Origin of the sequence: Archangium primigenium, from assembly GCF_016904885.1 — a bacterium.
In the GTDB taxonomy this organism is placed as follows: Bacteria; Myxococcota; Myxococcia; order Myxococcales; family Myxococcaceae; genus Cystobacter; species Cystobacter primigenius.
In genome coordinates, this window is sequence record NZ_JADWYI010000001.1 from 8,389,552 (window position 1) to 8,403,395 (window position 13,844).

Consider the following 13,844-nt stretch of genomic DNA (forward strand, 5'->3'; position numbering starts at 1 on the left):
CGCGCCGCACGGAGACGCCCCGTGGCCACCCATCCCCCGCCCATCATCCTGAGCTTCCGGCGCACCTTCGCGCTGCTCATCGTCCTCGTGGTGCTGCCGTCCGCGGGCCTGTCCGGCTTTGGCGTCGTGGCCATCATCAACGAGCGCGCCGCGGTGGAGAAGCGGCTGGAGGCGGCCTGGAAGGGCACGCTGGAGGGGCTCGCCGAGGAGCTGCCCACGGTGCTGCGCGCGGCGAGCTTCGAGCGCGAGGAAGGGCAGTGGTGGCTCGTGGACGCCGCGGGCCGTCGGCTGTCCACGCGCGACACCTTCGAGCTGGAGGGCAAGCAGGTGCGCACGGCCGACAAGGACCTGGCCACCGCGCTGCAGGCCACGGGCACCTCGTCCTCCGACTTCCCTCGGGGCACCTCGCTCTTCTCGCTCGTGGTGGGCGGCAAGGCCACGCTCCTCGCCGCCGAGCCGCGCGATGGCACCGTGTATGGCGCCCGCGTGTCCCAGGAGGCCGTGGAGGCCCTGCTCGCCGAGTGGGGCGAGGGACAGCAGACGTCCAGCGAGCCCGTGCGCTTCGTGCTGCTCGCCCGGCAGGAGCCACTTCCCGGCGAGGGCCTCATGGGCAAGCTCGCCTCCGAGGTGGCCCAGGCCCGCGCCAGCGCGCTCGGGCCGCCCACGCTCGCCGAGCGCACGCTGGACGTGCCCCTGCAGGACTTCCGGCTGGGCGTGGTGCCCCTGGGCGAGGATCCCGTGGCCCGGGCCTCCACGCGCAACCGGCTCGTCTACGTGGTGCTGCTCGCGCTCTTCTACCTCACGCTCTCCTTCGGCGTCGTCTACACGGGCCGCGTGCTCTACCGCGAGGCGCGGCTGTCGCGCATGAAGACGGACTTCGTCTCCCTGGTGAGCCACGAGCTGCGCACCCCCGTCACCTCCATCCGCATGTTCATCGAGACGCTCGCCCTGGGGCGCGTGCAGGACCCCGCCCAGACGCAGGAGGTGCTGCGCATGCTCACCCAGGAGACCGAGCGCCTGAGCACCCTCATCGAGCGCGTGCTCGACTGGTCTCGCATCGAGAGCGGCCGCAAGGAGTACCACCCGGAGACGCTGCCCGTGTCGGACGTGGTGGAGACGGCCGTGGCGGCCTTCCGCGCCCAGCGGCTGGAGGGGGACTTGAAGCTCACCGTGCAGGTGCCCGAGCCGCCGCCCCCGGTGCACGTGGACCGGGTGGCCATCGCCGGGGCGCTGCTCAACCTCCTGCAGAACGCCTACAAGTACAGCCGCGAGGACAAGCGCATCGCCCTGAGCGTGCGCCAGCATCGGCGGTGGGTGGAGCTGACGGTGGAGGACCACGGCGTGGGCATCGCCCGGCGCGACCACCGGCGCATCTTCGAGCGCTTCTACCGGGTGGACAACCTGCTCACGCGCCGCACCGAGGGCAGCGGCCTGGGCCTGGCCATCGCCCGCCGCATCGTGGAGGCGCACGGCGGGCACATCCTCCTCAAGAGCGAGCTGGGCAAGGGCAGCCGCTTCACCCTCCAGCTCCCGGTGGAGAAGGTCTGAGCCCGGCCGTGTCCAGGGCGGCCCTGCTCCTGGGCGCGCTCGCCGCGCCGCTCGTGGCCGCGCTGCTCGGGGCGGCGCTCCTCATCGGCGCCAGTCCCTCGGGCTGGGGGTATGTGCTGGGCGCGCTGCTCACCACGGTGGGGCTCCTCACCCGGCGTCGGAGGCGCTGGCGGGGCCTCACCCGCGCGGGGCTGGGCCTGCTCGTGTTCGTCCTCGGCGCGCGTGTGCTGCTCACGGAGCGGGGAGCGCTGTCCGTTCAGCGGCTGCCGGACGGAGGGACGCGACTCGTCAACCGGCTCGTCGACGAGCGGGATGGAACGCTCCTCGCCGCCCATGCGCTCCGCCTCTCCGGACGGCTGCCGCGCGCGGAGGCCCAGGACTTCGTGCCCGCGCTCGAGTCCGCCTTCACCCGGATGCGCGAGGCGGAGGGCCCCGTGGCCACGCCCGCCGTGGCAACCTGGCTGGGCATGCAGCGCCCCGAGGCCTTCGATGCCGTCCTCATCCCACCGGAGTCCTCGGAGCCGACCTCGACCGCCGTGGTCTTCCTCCATGGCTACGCGGGCAACTTCGCCGTGTACTGCTGGCAGATGAGCCGTGCGGCCCATGCCATCTCCGCGCTCACCCTCTGCCCCTCGGTGGGGCCCGAGGGCCGCTGGAAGTCGCCGCGAGGCGAGCGGACGCTCGCGGCCACGTATGCCTGGCTCGTGAAGCAAGGCATCCGCCGGGTGTACCTGGGGGGCCTGTCCAACGGTGGCGAGGGCGCGAGCGTGCTCGTGAACCGGCCCGTCCCCGCCGGACTGGAGCTCCGAGGCCTGGTGCTCATCTCGGGCGCCGAGACGAAGGAGGCTCCGCCCCGGGTGCCCGTGCTGCTCGTGCAGGGCGCACGGGACACGATGATGCCCGCGCGGCTGATGCGGGAGTACGCCCGGCGCGCGGGACGCCTCGCCACCTCCGTGGAGGTCGACAGCGGCCACTTCGCCTTCCTGGACCATCACGCGAAATGTCGGAGCACCATCGCCACGTGGCTGCACGCGCGGGAGCACTGACGCGGACGCTTGGGTGCGCGACAAGGGATGGGGTTGGCTCTCGGGAGATGTGTTTGACTTCCGCCTCCCCTTGCCCCTCAGGATGTATGAAACGGATTTCCTCTCTCCTGCCACTGGCGTTGTGTCTGATGTTGCTCGCGGGATGCACCCCGACCGCATCCTCCCCCGACGGCTCGGCTCGGTTCGCCGTCGCCCTCGCCCAGCAACTCTCCGCGTCCATCGCGCGCGTCACCGTCACCGCGAGCGCGTCTGATTTCGCCCCCCGCTCCGTCGACCTCGTCGTCTCGGAGGGCGTCTGGAGCGGCTTCCTCGGGCACATTCCCGCCGGAGCCGACCGAGCCTTCTTCGCCCAGGCCTTCGACGCCTCCGACACCCTCCTCTTCCAAGGCTCCGCTTCCGGCATCACCATCCTCCCGGACCAGACCGCCCTCGTCGCGCTCACCCTCCAGCCCCTCTCGTCCCCGCCTCCGTTCGACAACGAAGCCCCCCTCATCGACTCGCTCCTCGCCTCCGCCACCTCCGTGGCCGTGGGCGGCACGATCTCTCTGTCCGTCACCGCCCATGACCCCAACCCAGAGGACACGCTCACCTACGCGTGGACCTCCACCGCGGGCGCCTTCTCCTCGCCCACCGGGAGCGCCACGTCCTGGACCGCGCCCGCCGCCTCCGGCCTCCAGACCCTCACCGTCACCGTCACCGACTCCCGCGGCCTCGCCGCCTCCATCTCCCTGCGCGTCGCCGTCACCGCCAGTGGCGTGGAGGGCAATGCCTGGTTCTTCATCTCCTTCAATACCGCCCCGCTGGTGTCCGCCATCAGCGCGGCCCCCTCCTGGCTGGCCGTCGGACAGACCGTCTCCGTCTCCGCCCTGGCCTCCGATCTGGAGGGAGACCGCCTGAGCTATGCCTGGAGTGCCTCCTGCGCGGGCACCTGGGCCAACGCCGCTTCCGCCTCCGCCCGATTCACCCCGACCGCCCTTCCCTCCGAGGCCTGCAACAACTGTCGCCTCACCGTTTCCGTCTCCGATGGTCGGGGGGCCCAGCACACCGGGAGCGTGGCCCTGTGCGTGAGCAACGATTCCGCGCCCGCGCCCCACCTGCCCCCCGTGCTGGTGTCCGCCGCCGCATCCTCGCCCACCGCCGCGCCCTCCCAGAAGATCCACTTCGACGTGGTGGCCCGCGATCCCGAGGGCTCCGCGCTCTCATTCTTCTGGAGCGCGAGCGTGGGCGTGTTGGACGCGGCCTCCACCGGTGCCACCCGCAGCCGCGTCACCTGGACGGCGCCCACCTGCGTCAGCAGCGCGGGCATTCCCCTCGTCGTCACCGCGACCGTCACCAATGCCTTCCACCTCACGGTCACCAACCGCTTCACCCTGACGGGGCTCCCCGTCTGTAGCCCCCTCGCCTGGGTGTCGACGGGCACCATGAGCACGCCTCGCTCGGGACACACGACAACGCGCCTCACCGACGGCCGGGTGCTCGCCGTGGGAGGGGATGGCATAGGCCGCGTCCTGGCGACGGCGGAGGTGTACGACCCAGCCACCGGCGCCTGGAGCATGGCGGCGTCCATGACCTCGCCTCGCACCTTACACACGGCGACGCTGCTGAGCGACGGCAAGGTCCTCGTCGTGGGAGGCGATGAGGGCGCGAGGACGGCGGAGGTCTATGATCCGGCCACCAACGCCTGGAGCACCACGGGTGCCTTGAACGCGTCTCGCTACGTCCACACGGCGACGCTGCTGCCCAACGGCAAGGTCCTCGTCGTGGGACAGGCGGACGACCCCGCGGCGGAGGTGTACGACCCGGCCACGGGCGCCTGGAGCGCCACCGGTGCCATGCACGCGCCGCACAGTCTCCACACGGCGACCTTGCTGTCCAATGGTCGAGTGCTCGTCGCGGGAGGGGGCACTGCCTCGACCGAGGTGTACGACCCGGCTTCGAACACCTGGAGCATCACGGGCTCGCTGACCGAGCGCCGCTCCTTCCACAAGGCGGCGCTGCTGCCCACGGGCAAGGTGCTCGCCGTGGGAGGCCAGGGTGACACCTGGTCCACTCTGTTGACGGCGGAGATGTACGACCCGGCCACGGGCGCCTGGAGCATGACGGCGTCCATGGCCACGCCTCGCGCCTTCCACACAGCCGTGACGCTGCCCAATGGCAAGGTGCTCGTCGCGGGAGGAATCAGTTCCGCGCCCACCGCGAAGACGGAGGTGTACGACCCGGCCACGGACGCCTGGAGCACGGTCACCAGCATGACCGCGTCTCGCTCCTGGCATGACGCCACGTTGCTGGCCAACGGCCAGGTGCTCGTCTCGGGAGGCCAGTCCAATGAGGGCAGCGCGGAGGTCTACACGCCCGACGCCCGCTTCTCGGGGGGAATCGCCACGGGCGCCATGAACACCCCTCGCCGATTCCACACGGCGACCTTGTTGTCCGGCGGCCGGGTACTCGTCGTGGGGGGGATGAACGAGAGCGGTCCGCTCGCGGAGGCGGAGATCTATCACCCGGCCACGGGCACCTGGAGCCCCACGGCCCCCATGTCCTCGCCTCGCTTTCTCCATACGGCCACGCCGCTGCCCCATGGCAAGGTGCTCGTCGTGGGAAGCAACCCCTGGATCGAGGACCTCGCGACCGGGGAAGTGTATGACCCCGCGTCGGGCACCTGGAGCCCCACGACCGCCCTGGCCCTACCGCTTCGCCTCCGGTATACGGCGACCCTGCTTCCCGATGGCCGGGTGCTCGTCTCGGGGGAATCCATCGGCCACACCCCCGTGGCGCAGTTGTACGACCCGGCCGCGAACACCTGGAGCGTCACCGGCGCCATGACCGTCCCCCGCTCCGGCCACACGGCCACGCTGCTGCCCAATGGCAAGGTGCTCGTCACCGGAGGCAGTCAGGACACCTCGACCCTGACGACCTCGGAGGTGTTCGATCCGGCCTCGGGGTCCTGGAGTGTCACGGGTGCGATGGCGTCGGCCCGCGCCGGCCACTCGGCCACGCTGCTGCCCAATGGCAAGGTGCTCGTCACCGAGGGCGAGGGCAGCGTCGACCTGGAACGCCCGGAGTTGTACGACCCGACCACGGGCGTTTGGAGCACCACCGGCCCTCGGATCACGCGCCGCTTCCAGCCCTCGGTGACCTTGCTGTCCGACGGTCGGGTGCTGGTCACGGAGTGGCGGGATGTCTTCTCGTCACAGATGGAGGCCTACGACCCGACGACGAATACCTGGAGCGCGGCGGGGACCCTCGCATTCCCTCGAGTCTTGCAACACACGGCCACGCTGCTGCCCAATGGCCAGGTGCTCCTCGCGGGAGGTTATTTCTCCGCTGACATGGCGGAGGCGGAGCTCTACCTGCCCTGAGCGGCGCCCGCCGCGAGCCTCCGCGCGCGGAACTCCTCGCGCGGGGGCGTCCTCGTGCCCCCGCACCCGGAAGGCAACGGGCCCGGGGGCCGTCCCGTTCACAGCGGAGCTCACGTGGCTTGAGGCTGAAAGCCACAGGCTTTGAACCATTGGGCCGCATCCGAGGCAGAAATGAGCGGCATGGCGTCCTCGATCGCCTGACGAAGTGCTGTGACGGTGCGCGCTTCTGCTGCCGCGCGCGGAGGCAGCGAGCTTCGTGCCCGCGCTCGAGTCCGCCTTCACCCGGATGCGCGAGACGGAGGGCTCCGTGGCCACGCCCGCCGTCGCGACCTGGCTGGGCATGCAGCGCCCCGAGGCCTCCGACGCCGTCCTCATCCCGCCGGAGTCCTCGGAGCCGGCATCCACCGCCGTGGTCTTCCTGCGCGGCTACGCGGGCAACTTCGCTGTGTACTCGAGTGTACTCGTCGGCGCCGACGGCTATCCTGCGACACATGGCGAAGGCGGAGTTGGAGGAATTGGTGGTCGCGGATGCCGAGGCGCTCCGGGCGTGGTTGGGAAGACACCACGGCACCTCACCAGGCGTCTGGCTGGCGCTGCACAAGAAGGGCGGGTCGGTCACCACGGTGACCTGGCAGCTCGCGGTCGACGAGGCGCTGTGTGTGGGCTGGATCGACGGGCAAGGCCGCAAGCGTGACGCGGAGTCGTCGTTCGTTCGGCTGACCCCCCGTGGGCCCCGCAGCGCCTGGTCCCAGCGCAATGTCGCCAACGTGGCCCGGCTCGAGGCGGCGGGCCGCATGCTGCCGCCGGGCCGGGCCGCGGTCGAGGCCGCGCGGTCCGACGGCCGGTGGGCGGCCGCCTACGCGGCACCGTCCGAGGCGGTCGTGCCGGAGGATCTCGCCGCGGCGATCGCGGCTGTCCCCGAGGCCCAGGCCATGTTCGACGTGCTGAACAAGACCAACCGCTACGCGCTCATCCACCGGCTGGGTTCGGTGAAGAAGGCGGAGACGCGCGCGCGCAAGATCGTCCAGTTCGTCGAGATGCTCGCGCGCCACGAGACGCCGTACCCCCAGAAGGCGAAGCCCGAGTAGTTCAGCGGTCACGTCCCGCGCCTTCAGACTGTCCGTGAGCAAGCCGGGCTCGGACGGGTGGCGCTTCGCGGGCGAGCGCCTACCCGGCGGAATCATCGGGTGCTCGGGACAACCCCAGCTCATGGAGCGAGGGGCTGCGCACCAAGACTCGGAGAGCGGTCTCTCGATCATAGCCCACCACGAACCGCTGCCCCGCGATCTGAACCTGAACCCCATGCGGCGGCCGGGGATGATCGCTCAACCAGCGCTCCGCTTCCTGCCGGGAGGAGAAAACACGCAGGGGAAGCACAGGCGCTTGCGTGTCGAAGAGCCGCGTGAACCGCTCGAACTCGACCCATCGTCCACTCTCCCCAATGAAGTGGAACGCGAGCAGAGCCAGTTGCAAGCACGCGTGTTCCTCGGAGGAGGTGGCATGCACCTCCGCGCGGAGGAGACCGTGTACTCCCGACACCAACCGGGGCATGGACCCGGGCCCCACCGTCCGCACCTCCTCCTTGGATGGAACGGGAATCAGGAATCGCTCCCCTTCATCCAGGGAATAACCCATGGAGTGCCGACGCCCCGCCACCACTACGCATGGGGAGACGGCGGAGACGGCGGCTTGACGTAATTCGTCCTGTGCGAGCTCTCGCGTGGCGAATCGAGGAAGCGACGCCTCGGGCAGTTCGGCCTCGAAGCACGCGAGATAGTCCTCGAAGTCGAGAAGTGAGCCCTGCCCCGAAATGAAGTGAAGGGCCATGGCGGCCAGCCGCAGGGAATCCGCCTCGGAGCGAGCACCCGTGGTCTCTTCCAGCCGCTGGAGCACCGCACAGGACGTCTCGAGATCAAATCGCACGAAGACCCCTCATCACAGCAGCGCCAGGGGAGCGAGCACCCACACGCCCACCCCAACGGAAATGACGACGCAGGCGACCCCCGCGACGATGACGATGCCTCCGACCGTCAACGCGTCCTGATGGTTCTGGAACCAGGTCGCGGAGGTCGCTCCCTCATGCAGCCGCAGGGGAGCCGCTTGCTGTGCCTTCAAACAGTCCATGTACGCATTGAGGCACTTGGTGTCGCAGTAGTTCACGTGCCCGTGATTCAAGCGCGCACCATGCGGATAGGGCGGCTTGCGGCTCATGCAGTCCCGGTGGCAGTCGAGCTGCTCCTGATCGCAGTCGCGGGGACGCGAGGAGACGAGGACCACGGGAGATGTCCGACGCGGGACGCGCGCCCGCGCCGCGCTCAACTCCCGGCGCCAGAGCGCGGCGGGCTGCCAGGACTGGGCCGCCTGCCCCTCCGGGTCCACGCTCCAGACCAGCACAGCGTCAGACGCGACGCGGTGCGCCGAGGGTATGACCTCGTCCGGGCGCGGCCCCTGACGGCCACCGCATGCGGCCAGCACCCCCATGAGCCCCAGCAGGACAACGCGCATCCCGGCACGCTACCGGACGTGCCACCGAGGACCATGAGCCCATGACACGCGCGCCGCCCAAGGGTCCTCTTCCGAGCACCCGGAAGGTGCGGTAGAGCACCCTGCATGAGCGACAAGCCACGACGCATCCTGGTGGTGGAGGACGACCTGGCCATTCTCACCGGGCTCTCCATGAACCTGCGCTTCGAGGGCTACGAGGTCCTCCAGGCCCAGGAGGGGCGTCAGGGCCTCGCGCTCGCGCTCGACGAGGCGCCGGACCTGATGGTGCTCGACCTGATGCTGCCCGAGCTCAATGGCTTCGAGGTCCTCAAGGAGCTGCGCCAGCGCGGCCGGGACACGCCCGTGGTGGTGCTCAGCGCCAAGAGCGCCGAGACGGACAAGATCATCGGCCTCAACCTCGGCGCCGACGACTACGTGGTCAAGCCCTTCGGCCTGCAGGAATTGCTCGCGCGCATCAAGGCCGTGCTGCGCCGCCGCTACCCCACCACCACCCAGCCCCCCGTGGGCTTCGGCGACGTCCAGGTGGACCTGACGGCCAAGACCGTGAGCCGCGCGGGCCAGCCCGTGGAGTTCACCGCGCAGGAGTTCAAGCTGCTCGCCCACTTCCTCGCCCACCCGGGGCGCACCTTCAGCCGCGAGGAGCTCCTGAGCGCCGCCTGGGGCTACGCCTACGAGGGCAGCGCCCGCACGGTGGACAACTTCATGCGCCAGCTGCGCCTCAAGCTCGAGGCGGACCCCGAGGCCCCCATCCACTTCCTCACCGTGCGCGGCCTCGGCTACCGCTTCGAGCGCTGAGGCCCCCGCCCTCCCCGTCCCTACCCGTCGACGACGCCGATGTGGTGCGCGTCCGACGGCTCGAAGGGCTTGCCCTCGAAGGTGCCGTAGCGCTCGCGCGGCGTCAGGCCGCTCGCCGTCATCGCCGTCTCCAATTCCTCGCTGGAGAAGGGCTTGAACTTGAGGCGGTGGATGCCCGAGGGCGCGTCCGCGCGCTTGCGCTCGCGCAGGTGGAAGGTGAACACGGGGCGGCGCGGCGCCACCGCGGCCCCCGGCTCGTCCTCCTCGTTCCCCGGCGGAGGCGGCTCGGCGCGTGGGTTGAGCACGTCGTAGACGAACAACCCGTCCGGCTCCAGGTGGTGGCGCACCGTGGCGAGCATCGCCTCCAGGTCCGCGATCGTCGTCATCAACCCCAGGGCGTGGTGCGGCGCGAGCACCACCCGGAAGCGCTCGTCCAGCCGCAGCGAGCGCAGGTCCGCGTGCAGCAGTCGCGCCCGGCCCGACACCTCCAGGGACTCCGCGCCGCGCATCTCCTCGGCCGCCTGCACCATGCGCTCGGAGGAATCCACTCCGAGCACGCTCAGGCCCGCCCGCGCCAGCGTCCACGCCACGCGCCCGTTGGCCGCGCCGAGCACCAGCACCGGCCCGCCCACCGCCGTCGCCTGGCGCGTGTAGAAGAGGAGATCGGGATCCTGCCCGACCAGGGAGAGCGGCGTGCGGCCCCGCGCGTCATTTCCGGCCATGCGCCCGGAGTAACACGATTGGCTCCCCAAAGGGGCGACCGCGCTTCCCCAGGTGGGCAGAGAATTACCCACGCCCTGTCCGTGAGTCGACGTCCGGACCGTCCCCGGGGCCTGTAGGCGCTGGCACCCGGATTGCGAGAGGAGTCGGACACGGGGTGCCACGAGGCGACCGGATTCCACAGAACGGGTGGGCAGAGACATGAAGGCTGGATGGAAGTGGGCGGCGGCGGCGATGGTGACGGGCGCGATGTGGGCGGGCTGCGCGCCCACGGCGCAGGTGAATGACCAGTCCGAGCAGGACAATCCGGGACTGGACTCGCCCCGCGAGGAGCCCGCGCAGCCCGACAAGCCCCTGCCCATTCCCAACCCGGACCCGGGCGATGGCGGCACGGGGGACGGCGGCACCGGCGATGGCGGCACGGGGGACGGCGGCACCGGCGATGGCGGCACCAAGCCCCCGCCGGTCACGCAGCCGCCCGAGGCGGAGATCGTCTTCCCCACCACGCCGGGCTGGCAGTTCTACGGCACCCAGCATGGCGGCCCGCGCCGCATCTACGGCGTGAGCGCGGACGAGGGTGGCAACGTCTGGGTGGCGGGCGGCGAGGACGGCCTCTTCGTGCTCACGCGCGGCGCCACCACCCTGCGGCGCTACACCATGGCCGACGGCCTGCACCCCTACGGCTACATGGCCGACGGCAGCGACACCCCGGGCGAGAAGTACCTCAAGGCCATCTCCGTGGCGGGCGGTCCCGCGGGCACGGTGTTCGTGGGCTACGAGGGTCGGCCCGGCTCGGGCGCGGACCACTGCGAGAACAACTGGGACGGCCCCCGGCCGGATCCCTCGCGCTACAAGAGCGGTGACGCGGACAAGGTGACGCTCAACGCGGATGGCTCCATCAGCGTCGTGCACTACGACATCTTCTCCGGCCCCAACGTGGTGTCCGCCGAGATGCGGGGCCGCGAGAAGCTCTGCAACATCCTGCGCATCGTCTACGACAAGAACACCCAGAGCGTCTGGTTCGGCGGCAACCACGGCTTCGCCCGCGGCGACGCCACCTTCCAGGGCAACCACACCTGCAACGGCCAGCTGAGCTGCACCGGCGTGTTCGAGCACGTGCACCCGGCGATCAACGCCCAGGACAACAGCGGCAACTCCATCCTGCTCACCGACGCCTACTACGGCGTGGCCGTGCACTCGAGCGGCGATGCCTTCTTCGGCGGCGCCAACCGCTCCACCCGCTTCCGCTACGGCAGCAACGGCCTCAACTACTGGCGCTCGCAGAGCGAGAGCGAGGACAAGTCCTACGCCTGGAACCGCTTCGACATCTGGGCGGACAAGGTGCAGGAGCCCAGCTCGCCCAAGCCCGCGGACCGCGTGGACGACAACGTGTCGGGCATGGCGGTGCTCGGTGACACCGTGTGGGTGAGCTCCTTCACCCGGGGCCTGGCGCGGATGAACGCGCAGGGCGGAGACGTCCAGTACGTCAACGTGGGCGAGACGGCCCTGTCCACGGTGGCCGCGGATCCCTCCGGCGAGGGCGTCTGGACGGGCGCGCGGTGGCTGGGCGTGGTCTACCGCATCCAGAACGGCGTGCAGCGCACCTACAGCTGCACCGAGTTCGGCCGGCAGCTGTGCGGCAACCGCATCTCCGACATCCAGGTGGACACCAGCTCGCCCACCCGGCGCGTGCTCGTGGGCTTCATGGGCAGCGACGAGACGCACGTGCCCGGCGCCCTGGGCATCTACACCGGCAACTAGCCTTACCCCACGCCCGGCCGGGGCGCCCGACACGCCCCGGCCCCTCGACGCCCCGGTACCTGGAAGTCTCAGGCGCCGGGGCGTCGTCGTTTCAGCAGGGGCACGAGCACCCCGAGCAGCACCCAGGCCGCCCCCGCGCCCGCGCCCGAGGCGCAGCCACACCCGGAGACGGCCTCGAGCGGCGTCACCGTCACACGGAAGGCACACGCGGCGCTGTTGCCCGAGGCGTCCCGCGCGGTGACCTCCAGGGAGTGCGTTCCGGGGGCGAGCGTCGTGCCGGACGGCTGGGAGTACTCGAGGGTGACGTCGGACACGGTGTCCGTCGCCTGGGCGGGGGAGTAGGTGATGGCGGCGCCCGCCTCGCTCGAGGCCGGGAGCGTCACGTCCGCCGGACACGTCACGGTGGGCGGCCGGGTGTCGCGCACCGTCACCGGGAAGGCGCACGTCTGGGTGTTGCCCGCCGCGTCCCGGGCGGTGACCGTCACCGACGTGGCGCCCACGGGGTACGGCCCCCCGGTGGCATGGCTGTAGACGAGCGCGGGCGGGGCGCCGCTGTCGTCCGTCGCCCGGGCGGTCCCATACGTCGCGGGCGTGCCGGCCCGGCCCGTGGCCTCCACCGTCACCGGCTCCGGGCACGTGAGCGTGGGCGGGGTGCAGTCGCCGAAGAACGCGGGCGCCAGGGCATAGGGCTCCCGGCCCCAGCCCGACACCTGGGCGGAGAAGTAGAGCGTGTCCTGGGTGTACGTGAGCCGCTCCGGCTCGAGCTCCGCGACGGCCGACACCCGCCGGGTGCCCGCCTCCGTCCCATCGCTCTCCCAGAGCCGCGCCCCCGTGCCCTCCGCGTCCGCCACGAAGTAGAGCCGCGCGCCCGCGGCCACCAGCGCGCGCGGCCCCGAGCCCTCGTCCCCCGCGCGCACGTCCCGCACCAGGCGCGTGCCCGCCTCCGTCCCATCGCTCACCCACGGCTCGCGGCCATGCACGCCATCGTCCGCGGTGAACAGCAGCGTGTCGCCCCAGGCGGTGAGGTTCGCCGGCTCCGAGCCCCCGGGGCCCGGGCGGATGTCCTTGACGCGCCGGGTGCTCGCGACCGTGCCCTCGCTCACCCACGGCTCGGCGTCCTCTCCCCCGAAGCTCACACTGAAGAAGAGCCGCGTGCCCACCGCCGTGAGCGCGTCCGGGTAGGCGAAGTCCCCCGCGGCCGTCAGGTCCGTCACCCGCCGCGTGCCCGCCTCCGTGCCGTCCGTGCGCCATACCTCCAGATCCCGCCGCCCATCCGTGGCGGTGAAGTAGACAGCGTCGCCCACGCGCGTGAGCTGCTCGGGGTTGGCGCTGCCCGCGCCGGGGTACACGTCCAGGACGAGCCGCGTGCCCGCCTCCGTCCCGTCGCTCGCCCACAGCTCGAAGCCCTCGGCGTCCGTGTAGGCGCTGAAAAACAGCGTGGTGCCCACGACGCGCAGGGAGCCCGTGGAGATGGCGCTGCCCTCGCCCACGTTGATGTCCTTGACCATGAGGGTGCCCGCGGCCGTGCCGTCGCTCGCCCACAGCTCCTTGCCCAGCACGTGGTCCGAGGCGGAGAAGAAGAGCCGCCCCCCCATCACCACGAGATCATCGACGTTGCCGCCCTCCACGCCCGAGCCCAGCTCGCGCACCACCCGGGTGCCCGCCTCGGTGCCGTCGCTCGACCACAACTGGTTGCCGTGCTCGCCGTCCGTCGCGATGAAGAAGGGCCGCCCCTGGAAGGCGACCAGGCCCCGGACCTTGCCGTTGCCCGGCCCCGGGTTGATGTCCTTGACGAGCACGGTGCCCGCGGACGTGCCGTCGCTCTTCCACAGCTCCACGCCGTGCTCGCCATCGTCCGCGGAGAAGTAGACCGTCTCGCCGATGCGCAGGAAGTTGGCGGGCGAGGAGCCGTCCGGGCCCGGCGCCACGTCCGCGAGCGCCACCGGTGGCCGCTCGCAGCCGGGCGCGCGTGTGGCTCGCGCCGCGGCGGACGAGGCCCCCGCTCCCACCAGGAGGAGCGCCAGGGACGGGCCCCACTTCAGCGTCCGATGAACCATCCGCGTATGTCCTTTCCAGAAAAGCGCAGGGGGCGCGGGCCCCGGGAAGTCGT

10 protein-coding genes are annotated in these 13,844 nt (G+C 71.3%); 6 read left to right on the plus strand and 4 right to left on the minus strand.

The window, feature by feature from the left end; all coding sequences use genetic code 11:
• Window positions 1–21: 21 nt before the first annotated feature.
• The 4 genes from I3V78_RS34515 (at window position 22) to I3V78_RS34530 (ending at window position 7,041) form a co-directional block, all read left to right on the plus strand.
• Window positions 22–1,548 (plus strand): ATP-binding protein, encoded by a 1,527-nt coding sequence (locus I3V78_RS34515; protein WP_204494499.1) that lies wholly within the window; start codon window positions 22–24, stop codon window positions 1,546–1,548.
• Window positions 1,549–1,556: 8 nt separating this feature from the next.
• Window positions 1,557–2,594: an alpha/beta hydrolase gene (locus I3V78_RS34520; RefSeq protein WP_204494501.1), complete on the plus strand. Its 1,038-nt coding sequence runs from the start codon at window positions 1,557–1,559 to the stop codon at window positions 2,592–2,594.
• 128 nt (window positions 2,595–2,722) lie between these two features.
• Window positions 2,723–5,953 (plus strand): Ig-like domain-containing protein, encoded by a 3,231-nt coding sequence (locus tag I3V78_RS34525; RefSeq protein ID WP_239576865.1) that lies wholly within the window; start codon window positions 2,723–2,725, stop codon window positions 5,951–5,953.
• A 518-nt stretch (window positions 5,954–6,471) separates the two neighbouring features.
• On the plus strand, window positions 6,472–7,041 hold the full coding sequence (locus tag I3V78_RS34530) for a YdeI/OmpD-associated family protein (protein WP_338023862.1): 570 nt from the start codon (window positions 6,472–6,474) through the stop codon (window positions 7,039–7,041).
• 79 nt (window positions 7,042–7,120) lie between these two features.
• Here I3V78_RS34530 and I3V78_RS34535 read toward each other — a convergent pair whose 3' ends face one another.
• Entirely contained in the window at window positions 7,121–7,876 is a 756-nt protein-coding gene (locus I3V78_RS34535) for a hypothetical protein (RefSeq protein WP_204494508.1), read from the minus strand.
• Between the two features lie 12 nt (window positions 7,877–7,888).
• A complete protein-coding gene (locus I3V78_RS34540) occupies window positions 7,889–8,458 on the minus strand; it encodes a hypothetical protein (RefSeq protein WP_204494511.1) in 570 nt (189 codons plus the stop codon).
• A 105-nt stretch (window positions 8,459–8,563) separates the two neighbouring features.
• Here I3V78_RS34540 and I3V78_RS34545 point away from each other — a divergent pair, with 105 nt between their 5' ends.
• Window positions 8,564–9,253, plus strand: a complete 690-nt coding sequence (locus I3V78_RS34545) for a response regulator transcription factor (RefSeq protein ID WP_204494513.1) — start codon at window positions 8,564–8,566, stop codon at window positions 9,251–9,253.
• Between the two features lie 20 nt (window positions 9,254–9,273).
• Here the strand turns inward: I3V78_RS34545 and I3V78_RS34550 are convergent, their stop codons facing one another.
• Entirely contained in the window at window positions 9,274–9,975 is a 702-nt protein-coding gene (locus tag I3V78_RS34550; protein WP_204494515.1) for a class I SAM-dependent methyltransferase, read from the minus strand.
• Window positions 9,976–10,174: 199 nt separating this feature from the next.
• Between I3V78_RS34550 and I3V78_RS34555 the strand changes: the two genes are divergently transcribed.
• The gene (locus tag I3V78_RS34555) at window positions 10,175–11,734 is read left to right on the plus strand and encodes a ligand-binding sensor domain-containing protein (RefSeq protein ID WP_204494517.1); all 1,560 of its coding nucleotides are present in this window, start codon (window positions 10,175–10,177) and stop codon (window positions 11,732–11,734) included.
• A 68-nt stretch (window positions 11,735–11,802) separates the two neighbouring features.
• On the opposite strand, the gene I3V78_RS34560 is transcribed toward I3V78_RS34555, so the two are convergent.
• The gene (locus tag I3V78_RS34560) at window positions 11,803–13,791 is read right to left on the minus strand and encodes an ELWxxDGT repeat protein (protein WP_204494519.1); all 1,989 of its coding nucleotides are present in this window, start codon (window positions 13,789–13,791) and stop codon (window positions 11,803–11,805) included.
• Window positions 13,792–13,844: the final 53 nt, after the last annotated feature.